The 14,196-nt window shown below is 72.4% G+C and carries 14 protein-coding genes, 2 tRNA genes and 1 other RNA gene; 7 read left to right on the top strand and 10 right to left on the bottom strand.

Annotated elements, in window-relative coordinates:
- Positions 1 to 40: 40 nt before the first annotated feature.
- Positions 41 to 1,204 (top strand): methyltransferase domain-containing protein, encoded by a 1,164-nt coding sequence (locus ACFW3L_RS02430; protein WP_378736164.1) that lies wholly within the window; start codon positions 41 to 43, stop codon positions 1,202 to 1,204.
- Between the two features lie 52 nt (positions 1,205 to 1,256).
- On the opposite strand, the gene ACFW3L_RS02425 is transcribed toward ACFW3L_RS02430, so the two are convergent.
- Positions 1,257 to 1,454, bottom strand: a complete 198-nt coding sequence (locus tag ACFW3L_RS02425) for a DUF6243 family protein (protein WP_378735494.1) — start codon at positions 1,452 to 1,454, stop codon at positions 1,257 to 1,259.
- A 119-nt stretch (positions 1,455 to 1,573) separates the two neighbouring features.
- On the opposite strand from ACFW3L_RS02425, the gene ACFW3L_RS02420 reads away from it, so the two are divergent.
- Positions 1,574 to 2,185 (top strand): TetR/AcrR family transcriptional regulator, encoded by a 612-nt coding sequence (locus ACFW3L_RS02420; RefSeq protein WP_378735492.1) that lies wholly within the window; start codon positions 1,574 to 1,576, stop codon positions 2,183 to 2,185.
- Between the two features lie 12 nt (positions 2,186 to 2,197).
- Here ACFW3L_RS02420 and ACFW3L_RS02415 read toward each other — a convergent pair whose 3' ends face one another.
- Both ACFW3L_RS02415 and ffs read right to left on the bottom strand, forming a co-directional pair.
- Complete coding sequence (locus tag ACFW3L_RS02415; protein WP_378735490.1) at positions 2,198 to 4,354, bottom strand: DNA polymerase III subunit gamma and tau; 2,157 nt, start codon at positions 4,352 to 4,354, stop codon at positions 2,198 to 2,200.
- Between the two features lie 120 nt (positions 4,355 to 4,474).
- An RNA gene (gene ffs, locus ACFW3L_RS02410) (signal recognition particle sRNA small type) lies at positions 4,475 to 4,570 on the bottom strand.
- Between the two features lie 107 nt (positions 4,571 to 4,677).
- Between ffs and ACFW3L_RS02405 the strand changes: the two genes are divergently transcribed.
- Positions 4,678 to 4,765 (top strand) — tRNA-Ser (locus tag ACFW3L_RS02405).
- A gap of 62 nt (positions 4,766 to 4,827) precedes the next feature.
- Here the strand turns inward: ACFW3L_RS02405 and ACFW3L_RS02400 are convergent.
- Together ACFW3L_RS02400 and ACFW3L_RS02395 are read right to left on the bottom strand one after the other, a co-directional pair.
- Positions 4,828 to 5,130: a hypothetical protein gene (locus ACFW3L_RS02400; RefSeq protein WP_378735488.1), complete on the bottom strand. Its 303-nt coding sequence runs from the start codon at positions 5,128 to 5,130 to the stop codon at positions 4,828 to 4,830.
- Positions 5,131 to 5,170: 40 nt separating this feature from the next.
- A complete protein-coding gene (locus ACFW3L_RS02395) occupies positions 5,171 to 5,833 on the bottom strand; it encodes a DJ-1/PfpI family protein (RefSeq protein ID WP_378735486.1) in 663 nt (220 codons plus the stop codon).
- Positions 5,834 to 5,964: 131 nt separating this feature from the next.
- Between ACFW3L_RS02395 and ACFW3L_RS02390 the strand changes: the two genes are divergently transcribed.
- The gene (locus ACFW3L_RS02390; protein WP_378735483.1) at positions 5,965 to 6,915 is read left to right on the top strand and encodes a GlxA family transcriptional regulator; all 951 of its coding nucleotides are present in this window, start codon (positions 5,965 to 5,967) and stop codon (positions 6,913 to 6,915) included.
- Positions 6,916 to 6,963: 48 nt separating this feature from the next.
- Here the strand turns inward: ACFW3L_RS02390 and ACFW3L_RS02385 are convergent, their stop codons facing one another.
- Complete coding sequence (locus ACFW3L_RS02385; protein ID WP_378735481.1) at positions 6,964 to 8,703, bottom strand: pyruvate dehydrogenase; 1,740 nt, start codon at positions 8,701 to 8,703, stop codon at positions 6,964 to 6,966.
- Between the two features lie 218 nt (positions 8,704 to 8,921).
- On the opposite strand from ACFW3L_RS02385, the gene ACFW3L_RS02380 reads away from it, so the two are divergent.
- The 3 genes from ACFW3L_RS02380 to ACFW3L_RS02370 all read left to right on the top strand — a co-directional run bounded on the left by ACFW3L_RS02380 (position 8,922) and on the right by ACFW3L_RS02370 (position 12,404).
- Positions 8,922 to 9,698, top strand: a complete 777-nt coding sequence (locus ACFW3L_RS02380; protein ID WP_378735479.1) for an SGNH/GDSL hydrolase family protein — start codon at positions 8,922 to 8,924, stop codon at positions 9,696 to 9,698.
- Between the two features lie 109 nt (positions 9,699 to 9,807).
- Positions 9,808 to 11,823, top strand: coding sequence for an FAD-dependent oxidoreductase (locus tag ACFW3L_RS02375; RefSeq protein ID WP_378735476.1), 2,016 nt, complete (start codon positions 9,808 to 9,810; stop codon positions 11,821 to 11,823).
- 20 nt (positions 11,824 to 11,843) lie between these two features.
- Complete coding sequence (locus tag ACFW3L_RS02370; protein WP_378735473.1) at positions 11,844 to 12,404, top strand: PadR family transcriptional regulator; 561 nt, start codon at positions 11,844 to 11,846, stop codon at positions 12,402 to 12,404.
- Between the two features lie 99 nt (positions 12,405 to 12,503).
- Here the strand turns inward: ACFW3L_RS02370 and ACFW3L_RS02365 are convergent.
- From ACFW3L_RS02365 to ACFW3L_RS02350, 4 genes are all read right to left on the bottom strand, one after another.
- Positions 12,504 to 12,591: transfer RNA gene (locus tag ACFW3L_RS02365), tRNA-Ser, on the bottom strand.
- 10 nt (positions 12,592 to 12,601) lie between these two features.
- Positions 12,602 to 13,054 (bottom strand): nucleoside deaminase, encoded by a 453-nt coding sequence (locus ACFW3L_RS02360; protein ID WP_378736162.1) that lies wholly within the window; start codon positions 13,052 to 13,054, stop codon positions 12,602 to 12,604.
- A gap of 49 nt (positions 13,055 to 13,103) precedes the next feature.
- On the bottom strand, positions 13,104 to 13,592 hold the full coding sequence (locus ACFW3L_RS02355; RefSeq protein ID WP_378735471.1) for a tRNA adenosine deaminase-associated protein: 489 nt from the start codon (positions 13,590 to 13,592) through the stop codon (positions 13,104 to 13,106).
- A gap of 45 nt (positions 13,593 to 13,637) precedes the next feature.
- The gene (locus ACFW3L_RS02350; RefSeq protein WP_378735469.1) at positions 13,638 to 14,138 is read right to left on the bottom strand and encodes a tRNA adenosine deaminase-associated protein; all 501 of its coding nucleotides are present in this window, start codon (positions 14,136 to 14,138) and stop codon (positions 13,638 to 13,640) included.
- Positions 14,139 to 14,196: the final 58 nt, after the last annotated feature.

The following is a 14,196-nucleotide window of genomic DNA, read 5'->3' as shown; positions in this document are numbered from 1 at the left end:
CCGACCGAGACAGCCGGACCACCAGGGGACTGAGGACGTGTTGACCGCCAGAGAGCGCAACTCGGCTCTGATCGAGGCGATAATCGCGGACGGCACGCTGACCGACGCCGCACTCGTCGACGCCTTCCGCTCCGTGCCCCGCCACCTGTTCATCCCGGAGCACGGCGCGCTCGCGGCGAACGGCAGCGCCCTGGACGCCTCCGGGAACCCGGACCGCTGGTTGGCCGCCGTCTACGCGGACGACGCCATCGTCACCCGGGTCGAGGGTCCGGAGGTGGCGGCACGGCACGGAGACGGCCGGGGCCCGGCCACCTCGTGCAGTTCCGCGCCCACGGTGCTCGCGCGCATGCTGGAGCTGGCCGGGCTCGCGAACGGGCAGCGGGTGCTGGAGGTCGGCACGGGGACGGGATGGAACACGGCGCTGCTCGCCCACCGGCTCGGTGACGGCGCGGTGACCTCGCTGGAGATCGACGAACGACTGCTCGGCGCGGCCCGGGGCGCGCTCCACGACGCGGGCCTCTCCCCCGACACACGCCTGGCCGACGGGTACGGCGGGTACGCGGAGGCGGCACCCTTCGACCGGATCGTCAGCGCGTGCGGGGTGCGCCGCGTGCCCGGCGCCTGGCTGGAGCAGCTCACCGACGACGGACTGGTCGTGTGCCCGTGGGGACTGTTGGAGAGCGCCGGGGTGCTCATGCGCCTCGAACGGACCGAGACGGTGGCGGGGACGTCCGGGGCCAGGGCGGTGGGCCGGTTCCACGGGGGCGTGGGTTTCGTGCCGCTGCGCACCCCGTACACGTCTCCCCGCCCGGCCCGGGACGCCGGTCAGCAGCCGGACGAGTACCGGCTCACCCAGGTCGACCCCGTCGCACCGATGCTCGCCTTCGCCTCGGCCTTCGCGGTCTCGGTGATGGTCCCCGACTGGCGGATGCGGCGGCGGTGGATCGGCACGGGCTCGGGCATGTGGCTGTGCGACGTGCGGGGGGACTCGTGGGTGCGGGTCTACCCCTACGGCACCTCGTGGATGATCGAGCAGGGTGGCCCCAGGAGCATCTGGGACGAGGTGGAGGAGGCCCTCGCCACCTGGTCCGACCTGGGGAAACCCGGGCCGGACCAGTTCGGCCTCGTGGTGGGAGCCGACGGCGGGCAGCGGGTGTGGTTGGACACACCGGACGGGCGGTCCTGGCCGACCGGTTCGACCTGAGCCGGGTCGGCCCTCCGCCGTTCCCTCAGGCGGGGGGGCCGACGCCGAGCGGTCACGCCTGGCCTTCGGCGTCCCCGGTCTCGGGGGTGGAGTGCTTCTCGCGGAGCCTGCGCAGGAGTTCCTGCTTCTGCTCACGCGCGGTGGCGCTGGGCCCGCCCTTGCCCCCGCCCTGGCCGCCACGGAGCGTGGAACGGGAGACGGTGGTGCGCTGACCACCCATCCCGAGGAGGTTGTCACTGTTCTTGGCCATGCCGTTGACTCCTCTCGTCATCAGGCAGCGAGACGCATCGTCTCGTCTTAGCCGTCACCCCTGATGCTACCCGTGCCAAGACGATACGTCTCGTCATTTTGGAGCGTTACCGTGGAGACATGGCCGACAACACCGATGAACAGAGCCGACGGGCCCCGGACCCCCGCCGCCGCAGCCAGCGCGCGCAGAACGCCATCGTCGACGCCGCCGAGGAGCTGCTGGGTGAGGTCGGCTACTCCAGACTCACCATGGAGGCCATCGCCGCCCGCGCCCGGGTGGGCAAGCAGACCATCTACCGCTGGTGGCCGTCCAAGGCCGCCGTCGTCTTCGAGGTCTTCACCCGGCTGACCGGAGCCGAGGCCGGGCAACCGCTGCCCGACACCGGCGACCTCGCCGCCGACCTCAAGACCGTACTCCGCGCCACCATCGACGAGTTCAACGACCCCGCGACGGACCGGACCACCCGGGCCTTCACCGCGGAGGTCCAACACGACGAGGAGTTCGCCCGAGCCGTCACCGAACAGCTCGTCCGACCCAACGGAGAGGCGGTCAAGGAACGGCTGCGCTCCGGACAGGCCGCCGGGCAGCTCGCCACGGACGTCGACCTCGACCTCGTCGTGGAGCTGCTCAACGGCCCCGTCAACCACCGGTGGCTGCTGCGCACCGCGCCGATCACCCACGAGTACGCGGACCGGCTCGTGGACACCGTCCTGCGGGGACTGCGCCCCTGACCAGCCCCCGGCCTAGCTCTCGCCGCCGTGCTCGATCTCCTCGAGCAGCTTGCCGCCGAGCTCGGTCTCGATGAGCGCGGCACCACCACCTGGGGAAACCGAGGCACCGGCGGAACCTCCCGTGTTCCCCTGGGGCTTCGGGGCGGGACCGGCGGGCGCCGGACGGCTCGGCTCGGGCGCCCGCTCCGGAGCACGCTGGGCGGGGCGGCCGAAGCCGCCGTCGTCCGGCGGCGGGGCCGAGGCACCGTCCTCGTAGGGGTCGGGCGGCGGCTCCTGGAGACCGGTGACGATACGGTCCGGCGGCGGTCCAGCCGCCACGTCGGGTCGCGGGGCCTCCGGTGCGGGGGCCGGTTCGGGCCGGGAGACCGGGGGCGGCGCGTCCCAACCGGGGGGCTCGCCCTCCGCCTTCGGGGAGGGCGCCGGGGCCGGTGCGGGTTCGGCCCGACGCTGGGGGGAGGCCTGCGCCGCCCCACCACTGGCGGGGGCCACCCGGACCTCGATCCCGAGGACCTGCTGAATGGCACCGGCCACCACCTGGTCGCTGCCGCTGTTGCTGAACCCCTTGGCCTCGTTGGGCTTGTTGAAGCGCAGCAGCACGCTGTTGCCCTCGACCCCGACCGGCTGGACGTCGCCGCCGGCCAGCACCATCCAGGTGAACCGGCGGCGACCCTTGACCGCCTCCAGGATCTGGGGCCAGGCGCCCTGGACCCGACCCAGGTCGAGCCCGCCGCCACCGGCGGGGGCCTGACGCTGCGGGGCCGGTTGGGGGGCGCCGCGCGGCGGGGCGTCCCAGCCAGCGGGCTCGCCGGTCGCGGCCCGGGAGGTCCGGGGGGCCTGCGGCGCCGGGCTCGGAGCGGGTTCGGGAGCACTGGCGCGCGCGGGTGCCTCGGGAGCGGGTTCGGGTGCGGCCTGCGGCGCGGGGGCCGGAGCTGCCTGCGGCACTGGCGCTGGCGCGGGTGCGGGCGCGGGTGCCACCGGCGCGGGAGCGGCCGGGGCCACCGCACCGGAGGCCAGCCGACGCTCCATCTGCTCCACACGGGCCAGCAGCGCCGTGCCCTGGTCACCGTCGGTGGCGGGCAGCAGGATGCGGGAGCACATGAGCTCCAGCAGCAGCCGAGGCGCGGTCGCGCCGCGCATCTCGGTCAGCCCCTGGTTGAGGATCTCGGCGGACCGGGACAGCGTGGCCGGGCCCAACCTGGCGGCCTGGTCCTTCATCTGCTCCACGGACTCCGGCGAGACGTTCACCAGGCCCTTGTCCAGGGCGTCCGGCACGGCCGCCAGGACCACGAGGTCACGGAAGCGCTCCAGCAGGTCCGTGGTGAAACGACGCGGGTCGTGCCCGCCCTCCACGACCCGGTCCACCAGACCGAACGCGGCGGCCCCGTCGCGGGCGCCCAGGGCGTCGACCATCTCCCCGAGCAGGCTGGAGTCCGTGTAGCCGAGCAGGGAGACGGCGCCCTCACGGGTGATGCCGCCCTCGTCCGAACCGGCAATGAGCTGGTCCAGGACCGAGAGGGTGTCACGGGCCGAACCGGCGCCCGCGCGCACGACCAGCGGCAGCGCGGACGGGTCGTAGGCGACCTCCTCCTGCTTGAGGAGGTCCTCCATGAGCTCCCTGAGGGTGCTCGGCGGGATGAGCCGGAAGGGGTAGTGGTGGGTCCGCGAGCGGATCGTGCCGATGACCTTCTCGGGTTCGGTCGTGGCGAACACGAACTTCAGGTGCGGCGGGGGTTCCTCCACCAGCTTGAGGAGCGCGTTGAAACCCTCGCGGGTCACCATGTGCGCCTCGTCGATGATGTAGATCTTGTAGCGCGAGTTGACCGGCGAGAAGAACGCGCGTTCCCGCAGGTCGCGGGCGTCGTCGACACCACCGTGGGAGGCGGCGTCGATCTCGATCACGTCGATGCTGCCGCCGCCGTCGGGAGCGAGCGCCACGCAGGAGTCGCAGGTGCCGCACGGGTCGGGGGTCGGACCCTGCTCACAGTTGAGGGAGCGGGCCAGGATGCGCGCGCTGGTGGTCTTGCCGCAGCCGCGCGGGCCGCTGAAGAGATAGGCGTGGTTGATACGTCCGCTGCGCAACGCCTGGCGCAGCGGGTCGGTCACGTGTTCCTGACCGCGCACCTCACCGAACGTCGCGGGACGGTACTTGCGGTACAGCGCGATGCTCACGGTGTGATCACTCCCCTGTGTCCCTGCCTCGGTCCCATTCAACCCGCTGGCGGAGACAACTCGCACCTGGTCGGGGAAACCGGGAGGGGGCGGCGCTGGGGCGAGGTACCCCCGGAAACAAGAAAGGACCCCCCGCGCACCCGCCAGAGCCCACTTATCCTTGCTGCCTTCCGGCCCTGGGGAGGTTCGTAGGGTGACGCCGCACGAGGGGTCTGCCCCGAGTGTATCCGAACCCGGGACCCCCGCAACCCGCGCCGGGCCCCTCCTCCGGGCGGCCCGAAAGCCGTTCGAAGCAGTGTCGCGAAGCCTGTAGAGTTGTCCACGGAGGATTCGCCTAGTGGCCTAGGGCGCACGCTTGGAAAGCGTGTTGAGGGCAACCTCTCAGGGGTTCGAATCCCCTATCCTCCGCCACAGGAGCGAGGGCCCCGACCGGGAGACCGGTCGGGGCCTTCGTCGTTTCCACGCTCCCCGGCTCAGCCCACACGCCGGGCGACGACCCTCGACGCGGGCAGACGCCCCGCCTTCGAGGTACCCGTCATCCGGTCGCCGTCGACGGTCAGCGCGAAGACGAGATCGAGCCGCAGGGGTCGGGTGACCGCCTGCCGCCACGTGAGCAGGTCACCTTCCAGAGTGAGGCCGACCAGCTCGCCCGGCTCCTCCCCCTCGTTCCAGGCGACCCCGCTGAGCTCCCCTCCCCTTTCGGTGAGGCGCATCCTCGGGCTGATCCGCCCGATCGGCGTGCTGATGGTCAGGTCCCAGGTTCCGGCAACCGACACTGTTCTTCCTTCCGGTGGTGATGGGTGGTGCGCGGGCCGGTCAGGACACGGGGACGGGCCCCTCGGCCCGCCAGACCACGCCGCGTCGTTCGTGGGCGAAGAGCCTCTCCACCGCGTGGGCGATCCGGGGTCCCAGCTCGCGTTCGAGGAGGTGGATGCCCAGGTCCAGCCCCGAGGTGACCCCGGCGGCGGTGACCAGGTCCCCGTCGTCCACGACCCTGGCGTCCACCGCCGTGGTGCCGGTGGCGTCCAACAGGTCCAGGCCCAGGTGGTGGGTGGTGGCCGCGCGGCCCTCGGTCAGCCCGGCCATGGCCAGCAGCAGGGAGCCACCGCACACGGCCGTCACGAGCGTGTCCTCCCGTGCCACGGCGGCACCGAGCAGCACCGGGAGTTCGGTGGTGAGGGCGTTTCCGAGGAGTACCGGAATCGAGTCCGGGTCGGGCTCGTCGTCCACCGTGTCCGGGTCGGGAACGCTCCCCACCGCTCCCGGCACCACGATCACGTCGGCGCGCCCGGGGTCCAGGCGCGCGGTGGCCCGGAGCGACACTCCGTTCCCGCTCGGTACCTCCCGAGCGCCCTCGGCGGAGACCAGTTCCACCGTCAGCGCGCCGCCGCTGGCGGCCCCGCCCGCGTACAGGACCTCGAACGGCGCGATCACGTCCAGCGGGTCGAACCCGTCGAACAGCACGACCTGGGCCAGCATCGTCCTCCCCCTCGTGTGGTCGGGCCTCCCCCTTTCGGAGGCCGTCGGCACGAAGCTACGGAAGGCCGGGGCGCGGTGACAGTGGCTGGACAGACACCTTCCAACGGATTCCAGCCAGTAGGCTCCCTGGCATGCACACCGTGGTGGTCACCGCCTTCGACGGAGTGATCGGCTTCGACCTGACCACGCCCGTCGAGGTGTTCTCGCGCACCCGTCTGCCCGGAGGCGGGCCCGCCTACCGGGTCCTGGTCTGCGCGCCCGAGCCGGAGGTCGGCGCCGGTCCCTTCCGCCTGCGCGCGGACCGGGGCCTGGAGGCGCTGGCCGAGGCGGACACCGTGGTCGTGCCCGGAACGGAGGACCCCCTCGCGGCCCCGTCGCCCGCCCTGCTGGACGCTCTGCGCGCCGCCGCCGCGAACGGGACCAGGATCGCCTCCATCTGCACGGGAGCCTTCGTGCTGGCCTCCACCGGTCTGCTGGACGGACTGCGGGCCACCACGCACTGGCGCGGCGCGGACGCCCTGGCCGAGCGCCATCCGGAGGTGACCGTCGACCCCGGCGTCCTCTACGTGGACAACGGGCAGTTCCTCACCTCGGCCGGGGCGGCGGCGGGGCTGGACCTCTGTCTGCACATGGTCCGCTCCGACCACGGGTCAGCGGTGGCGGCGGACACGGCACGGCTCTCGGTGACGCCCTTGGAACGCGAGGGCGGCCAGGCGCAGTTCGTCGTCCACGAGACCCCGCCCGTCCCGGACGGCGCCGCCTGGGAGCCGCTGCTGCGGTGGTTGGAGGAGAACTCGGGGCGCGATCTCACCCTGGCGGACGTCGCCGCGCACGCCGGGGTGAGCACCCGGACCCTGAGCCGCCGGTTCCGTGAGCAGACCGGGACCACGCCGCTGCGGTGGCTGTACCGGGCCCGGGTGCGTCGGGCCCAGTTCCTGTTGGAGTCCACCCGCCACTCGGTGGACCGGATCGCCGCCCAGGCGGGGTTCGGCTCCCCCACCGCGTTCCGCGAGCGGTTCCGCGCGGTGGTGGGCACGAGCCCCCAGGCCTACCGGAGGGCCTTCCAGAGCCGGGACGGTTGACTCGGCGCCATGTCGACAGGGCGATGCGTCGACGAGTCGACGGATCGGCTAGGGCCGGGGGATGTTGCGCAGGTTGGAGCGGGCGAGGTCGATCATCGACCCCACCCCGCCGCGCAGGACCGTGCGGCCCGCCGAGAGGGCGAAGCCGGTGACCTGGTCGGCGGTGATCCGGGAGGGCATCGACAGCGCGTTGGGGTCGGTGACCACGTCCACCAGCACGGGCACGTGGGCGGCCAGCGCGTCCCGCAGGGCGTCGTGGACGTCCCGGGGGTCCTCGACCCGGATCGCCCGCATACCGATGGCCTCCGCGATCCGCGAGTAGTCGACGGGCGCGTGGTCGGTCTCGAAGGCGGGCATCCCGTCCACCATCATCTCCAGCCGGACCATGCCGAGCGAGGAGTTGTTGAACACCACCGTCGTGATCGGGAGGTCGTGCTGATGGACGGTGATGAGCTCGCCGAGGAGCATGCTCAGGCCGCCGTCCCCGGACAGTGACACCACCTTGCGGTCGGGCGCGGCGTAGGCGGCGCCGACGGCGTGCGGCAGGGCGTTGGCCATGGTGCCGTGGGTGAAGGAGCCGATCACCCTGCGGCGGCCGTTCGGGGTGAGGTACCGGGCGGCCCACACGTTGTTCATGCCGGTGTCGACGGTGAAGACGGTGTCGTCCGGGGCCAGGGCGTCGAGGACGCTCGCCACGTACTCGGGGTGGATCGGGGTGTGGTGCTCGATGTTCTTCGTGTAGGCGTCCACGACCTTGGTCAGGGCGCGCTCGTGGCGACGGAGGACGTCCCTGAGGAAGGTGTCGTCCTCCTTGGACCGGACCGAGGGGCGCACCGCCCGCAGGGTCGCCGCGACGTCCCCCTGCACGCCGAGTCGGAGCGGGACACGGCGGCCGAGCCTGCGCGGGTCGTGGTCCACCTGGACCACGTTGTCCTTGGGCAGGAAGTCGTCGTAGGGGAAGTCGCACCCGAGCAGCACCGTGAGGTCGGCTTCCTGGAGGGCGTCGTAGCAGGCCCCGTAGCCGAGGAGGCCGATCATGCCGACGTCGTACGGGTTGTCGTACTGGATCCACTCCTTGCCGCGCAGTGTGTGGCCCACCGGCGCGTTGACCCGCCGGGCGAGCGCCATGACCTCCTCGTGGGCGTCGCGTACCCCGGCGCCGCAGAACAGGGCGACCGTGTCCGCCTCGTTGATCCGCCGGGCCAGTTCGCGGACGTCGTCCTCACTGGGCCAGGCGGTGGCCCGTCCGGCGGCGACGGGGCTGGTGTCGGCGGGGCCCGTCGCCCTGCGTCCGGCGATGTCGCCGGGCAGGACGAGCACGGCCACGCCGGGGGTGCCCAGGGCGTGCTGGACGGCGATCCGGGCCAGCCGGGGCATCTGGTCCGGGTGGGAGACCAGTTCGCGGAACTCGGTGACGTCACCGAAGAGCCGCTCGGGGTGGGTCTCCTGGAAGAAGCCGGTGCCGATCTGGCGCGAGGGGATGTGGGAGGCCAGCGCGAGCACGGGGGCTCCGCTGCGCTGGGCGTCGTAGAGGCCCTGCACGAGGTGGGTGTTGCCGGGGCCGCAGGACCCCGCGCAGACGGCCAGCTTCCCGTCGATCTGGGCCTGGGCCGCCGCCGCGAACGCCGCCGCCTCCTCGTTGCGGACATGCACCCACTCGATGCCGTCGGTGGTGTGGACGGCGTCCACCACCGGGTTGAGGCTGTCGCCCACGACGCCGTAGATGCGGGTCACCCCCGCCGCGACCAGGGTGCGGACCAGCTGTTCGGCGACGGTGTTCCTGCTCAAGGGACCCTCCCGGGGCACGGCGCGACCGGGGGCCGGACGTGTCGCCCCCGGCCCACGCTAGGAGCGCCCCGGCCGGAAGTGCCGGACCGCCACGCTCGTGGTCGCGGCCATGCCGAATCCGGACCGGTTCGAGGGGTTGACCCGAAGCCGGGTGGTGAACAAGGTGAATAGTCGCTTTGTTGAGTATTGTTCGCTGACACCCAGGAAAGGTGCGGGACATGAGGTTGGACGGGAATCTGCGGTACGTCGCCCTCGGGGACAGCCAGACCGAGGGGATCGGGGACGGCGACGAGGAGTCCGGGTACCGGGGGTGGGCGGACCGGTTCGCCGAGCGCCTGGCCGCGACCGGGGCGCGGGTGGACTACGCCAACCTCGCGGTGCGCGGCCGTCTGGCCCGGCAGGTGCACGAGGGCCAGCTCAAGGACGCCCTGGAGCTGCGTCCGGACGTGGCGACGGTCTTCGCCGGGGTCAACGACCTCATCCGGCCCGGGTACGACGCGGACGAGGTGGTGGGCCACCTGGAGACGATGTTCGCGGAGCTCATCGGGGTCGGCGCGCGGGTGGCCACGCTGACCTTCCCGGACATCGCCCGCATCGCCCCGCTCGCCCGACCCCTGGTGCCGCGGGTGCTGGACTTCAACGAGCGGGTCCGGGAGGCTGCTGGTCGGCACGGGGTCGCGGTGGCGGACACCGCCGCGTACGAGGTGGCCACGGACCGCCGCCTGTGGGGGGTCGACCGGCTGCACTGCTCCCCCGAGGGGCACCGGAGGATCGCCGGGGCGGTGGCGCACGCGCTCGGCATCCCGGGGAGCGACGAGAGCTGGGCCGACCCGCTGCCGGAGCGTTCGGTTCCCGGCGTGTTCCGCTCGGCCGCGTCGGAGGTGCGGTGGCTGGGGTCGTTCCTCGGCCCGTGGGTCGTGCGTCGGCTGCGGGGGCGCTCCTCCGGGGACGGCCGCACCGCAAAGCGCCCGGTCCCCCTGCCCGTGGTGGTCTGAGCCCCGGGCGGCGGTGGCCCGGGGTGCCTCGCGCTTCTTTGTGCAACTTGTTGCATAATAAAGGCGGGCCGGCAGGACACCGGCCGGAGGCACGCCGCGAGGAGAGGTCATGAGCGAGTACCCCCACCTTCTGGAACCCCTGGACCTGGGCTTCACCACCCTCAGGAACCGCGTGATCATGGGCTCCATGCACGTCGGCCTGGAGGAGGCCCCCCACGGCTTCGAGAGGATGGCCGCCTTCTACGCCGAACGCGCGCGCGGCGGCGTCGGCCTCATCGTCACCGGCGGCATCGCCCCCAACCCCGAGGGCGCCACCTTCACCGGCAGCGCCAAACTCACCAACGACGACGAGGTCGCCCAGCACCGCCTCATCACCGAGGCCGTGCACCGCGAGGGCGGCCGGATCGCCATGCAGATTCTCCACACCGGCCGCTACGCCTTCAGCGAGGAGTCCGTCTCCGCCAGCGCCCTCCAGGCCCCCATCAGCCCCTTCGTGCCGCACGCCCTCACCGAGGACGAGATCGAGCGCACCATCGAGGACTTCGCCCGCTGCGCCGAGCTCGCCCAACGCGCCGGGTACGACGGCGTCGAGGTCATGGGCTCCGAGGGCTACCTCATCAACCAGTTCATCGCGCCCGCCACCAACAAGCGCGAGGACCGTTGGGGCGGCTCCTTCGACAACCGCGTCCGCCTCCCCCTGGAGATCGTCCGCCGGGTCCGCGAGCGGGTGGGCGCGGAGTTCGTCCTCGTCTACCGGCTGTCCATGCTCGACCTCGTCCCCGACGGCTCCACCTACGACGAAGTGGTCGAACTCGGCAGGCGGATCGAGACCGCGGGCGCCGACATCATCAACACCGGCATCGGCTGGCACGAGGCCCGGGTCCCCACCATCGCCACCTCCGTGCCGCGCGGCGCCTACACGTGGATCACGCAGCGCCTCAAGAAGGAGCTGACCGTCCCGCTGGTGGCGGTCAACCGCATCAACACCCCCGAGGTCGCGGAACGGATCATCGCGGAGGGCCAGGCCGACATGGTCTCGCTGGCCCGCCCGATGCTCGCCGACGCCGCCTTCGTGGCCAAGGCCGAGGCGGGCCGGGCAGAGGAGATCAACACCTGCATCGGCTGCAACCAGGCCTGCCTGGACCACACGTTCAACCTGAAGATCACCTCGTGCCTGGTCAACCCGCGCGCCTGCCACGAGACGGAGCTGGTCCTCTCCCCCACCCGGACCCGCAGGAACGTGGCCGTGGTCGGCGCCGGCCCCGCCGGCCTCGCCTTCTCCGTCTCCGCGGCCGAGGTCGGCCACACCGTCACCCTCTTCGACGCCGCCTCGCGGATCGGCGGCCAGCTCAACATGGCCCGCCGCGTGCCCGGCAAGGAGGAGTTCGACGAGACCCTCCGCTACTTCCGCGTCCAGCTGGACAAGCGCGGCGTGGACGTGCGCCTGGACACCACCGTGACCGCCGCCGACCTCGACGGGTACGACGAGGTCGTGATCGCCACCGGCGTCACCCCGCGCACCCCCGCCATCCCGGGCGCGGACCACCCCAGCGTGGTGAGCTACGTGGACGTGCTGCGCGGCGGCGCCGAGGTCGGTGAACGGGTCGCGATCATCGGCGCGGGCGGCATCGGCTTCGATGTGGCGGAGTTCCTCACCGACGGCGGGGAGGGCGCGAGCCAGGACCCCGAGACGTTCTTCCGCCAGTGGGGCGTGGACACCGAGTACCGGGAGCGCGGCGGCCTGGGCACGGCCCAGCGGACCGCCCCGCCGCGCACCGTGCACCTGCTCCAGCGCAAGACCTCGAAGGTCGGCAAGGGCCTGGGAAAGACCACCGGCTGGATCCACCGCCTGGAGCTGCGCCACCGGGGCGTGGAGATGGTCGCGGGCGTCGACTACCGACGCATCGACGACGAGGGCCTGCACGTGACCGTGGACGGTGAGGAGCGCGTGCTCGCCGTCGACACCGTGGTGCTGTGCGCCGGTCAGGACCCGCGCCGCGACCTGGCCGACGAGCTCACCGCCGCCGGTCGCGCCGTGCACCTGATCGGCGGCGCCGACGTGGCCGCCGAACTGGACGCCAAGCGCGCCATCAAGCAGGGCACCGAGCTGGCCGCCGCCCTGTAGCCCCTACCTAGAATGCGCTCATGTCCCTGCCCCACGCGATCCTGACCGCCCTGCTGGAGAAACCCTCCTCCGGACTGGAACTCACCCGGCGCTTCGACCGCTCCATCGGGTACTTCTGGTCCGCCACCCACCAGCAGATCTACCGGGAGCTGGGCAAGCTGGAGAAGGCGGGGTTCATCCGGGCGCTGCCGACGGACTCGCCCACCCGGGGCCAGCGCAAGGAGTACGAGGTGCTGGTCCCGGGCCGGGAGGAGCTGGGGCGCTGGGTCGGCGAGCAGGAGGAGCCGCGCGCCCTCCGCGACCCGCTGATGCTGCGCCTGCGCGCGGCGGGGGTCGTGGGGGTCGGCGCCGACCTGGTCGAGGAGCTGCGCCGCCACCGTGCGCTGCACGCCGCCCGTCTGGCGGAGTACCGGGAGTTCCAGCGGCGCGACGCCGCGCGCGGGCACGGGACCGAACGGGACCGGGTCCAGGGGCTGGTGCTCCGGGGCGGCATCGACCTGGAGCTCTTCTGGGTGACCTGGCTGGACGGGGCCATCGCGGACCTGACCGGCCCCGGCCCCGAGGGCGATCCGGTCCCCTAGGCGAGCGCCCGCACGAAGCGCAGGGCGCACGAGCCGTCCGGTGTGCGCGAAGGACGGGCGCACCAAAAAGCCGCCCCCGGCTGTGCCGGGGGCGGCTGGTGGCGGTGGATGAGGGATTTGAACCCTCGAAGGGTTGCCCCTTACCCGCTTTCGAGGCGGGCGCCATCGGCCACTAGGCGAATCCACCGAGAGGTACTCTACCGGACGCGGCGCCGTGCGAAAAACCCGATCAGCAGATCCGAGCACCGGTCAGCGATGTCGCGGCTGATCAGATCGGGTGGAACGACTTCGGGACGGTGGTTCTGGCGCGGGTCCCGGACCAGGTCCCACATCGATCCCACCGCGCCCGCCTTCGCGTCGCGCGCGCCGTAGACCAACCGGTCCACCCGGGAGAGCACCGTGGCCCCGGCGCACATCACGCAGGGCTCCAGGGTGACCACGAGGGTGCACCCGGACAGGCGCCACTCGCCGTGCGCCTCGGCTGCCGCGCGCAGCGCGAGCACCTCGGCGTGGCCGGTCGGGTCTCCGGTGGCCTCGCGTTCGTTGTGGCCCCGACCGAGCACGGCGCCGTCGGGGCCGAGCACCACGGCGCCGACCGGGACGTCGTCGGTGGCCAGGGCCAGCTCGGCCTCGGCCAGGGCGGCCAGCATCGCCTCGTCGACCACGTGCCGGTCGAGTTCGGGCAGGCCGGTCACCCGGTCACAGCCTCATCGGGTCGAGGACGTCGGCGAACCCCGAACGTTCCGCGATGATCGCGATCACGTCACCGGGCAGGACGCCGCCGCCCACGGACAGGTCCGCGAGCTCGTCCTCGGTCACCCCGAGGTCGGTGAGGAGTCGCCCGTCACCGTCGGGCCGGGGATCGGGGCGGGATCCCGCGCTCTCGGCGGGCTGCGAGGCGCCGAGCCCTCCCGCCTCGGAGAGCACTCCGGCCAGCGGGTGGTCGTGCACCACCCGTCCGTCCGAGAGGTACACCCTCGGATCCGGATCCGACTCGTCCATCCGGACGACGGCGAACCACTCGTCGTCCGCGTCCACGAACAGAAGGGTCAGTTCGCTGCCCCAGTCCGTGGCGAGGTCCAGCATGAGGTCGGTGATGTCGTCGATGGCATCCACGTCACCGAGATCGACCTCAGTACCCCGCCACGTCTTGCCGTTCGGAGCGAAGACGGCTGCGAAGGTCGACACCGCGTGCCCTCCTGATCTCTACCCTGGTGGTCTTCCAGGCGTGCCCTACCCCATACCGTCCAGGACACGCTGGAAGGCCTGGGCGAATCCCAGACGCTCGGACACGCTCGCGAGGACCTCGTCCGGATACAGGTCCAGGTCGCCCGCGAGGGCGCCCAGTTCCATCTCGTCCAGGCCCAGGTCCGCGACCACGGACAGGTCACCCGCGGGCAGGACCTGGTCGAGGTCGTCGTCCTCCGGGAGGTCGATGTCCAGGTAGTCCAGGGCGTCCCGGGCCACCTGCCAGTCGACCGAGGCGGTCACGTCGGACAGGAAGAGGGAGACCTCCTCGCCGTACACCCGGACGATGATGAAGAAGTCGTCGCCGACCGACACCAGCCCGAGGGATCCGCTGATGCTCGGCTGTTGGCGCAGGGCGTGGATGAGCCCCTTGAGATCGTGTGTCAGCGCGATCGGGAGGAGGTCGACGTCCCAGTACTCCTCTTCCCTGTACGCGACGGCCGCGAAGTCACCCGAGTCGTCGTCACCATGATCGAGCACTGTCATCGTCACCCCAACCCGGACGGTGTTTCGGTGCGGACGAGAGGAGCCCGGCCCGCCCGTG

The organism is Nocardiopsis sp. NPDC058789 (assembly GCF_042745575.1).
GTDB lineage: Bacteria > Actinomycetota > Actinomycetes > Streptosporangiales > Streptosporangiaceae > Nocardiopsis > Nocardiopsis eucommiae.
Note: the sequence above shows the minus strand (reverse complement) of the source record. Positions and strands in the feature narration are given on the sequence as shown.

Coding starts and splice junctions, on each gene's coding strand:
- ACFW3L_RS02360 (WP_378736162.1), bottom strand. CDS start 13,054: ATGCTGGCCGCCCTGGCCGAGGCCGAGCTGGCCCTGGCCACCGACGAC.
- ACFW3L_RS02425 (WP_378735494.1), bottom strand. CDS start 1,454: ATGGCCAAGAACAGTGACAACCTCCTCGGGATGGGTGGTCAGCGCACC.
- ACFW3L_RS02420 (WP_378735492.1), top strand. CDS start 1,574: ATGGCCGACAACACCGATGAACAGAGCCGACGGGCCCCGGACCCCCGC.
- ACFW3L_RS02395 (WP_378735486.1), bottom strand. CDS start 5,833: ATGCTGGCCCAGGTCGTGCTGTTCGACGGGTTCGACCCGCTGGACGTG.
- ACFW3L_RS02375 (WP_378735476.1), top strand. CDS start 9,808: ATGAGCGAGTACCCCCACCTTCTGGAACCCCTGGACCTGGGCTTCACC.
- ACFW3L_RS02380 (WP_378735479.1), top strand. CDS start 8,922: ATGAGGTTGGACGGGAATCTGCGGTACGTCGCCCTCGGGGACAGCCAG.
- ACFW3L_RS02370 (WP_378735473.1), top strand. CDS start 11,844: ATGTCCCTGCCCCACGCGATCCTGACCGCCCTGCTGGAGAAACCCTCC.
- ACFW3L_RS02390 (WP_378735483.1), top strand. CDS start 5,965: ATGCACACCGTGGTGGTCACCGCCTTCGACGGAGTGATCGGCTTCGAC.
- ACFW3L_RS02350 (WP_378735469.1), bottom strand. CDS start 14,138: ATGACAGTGCTCGATCATGGTGACGACGACTCGGGTGACTTCGCGGCC.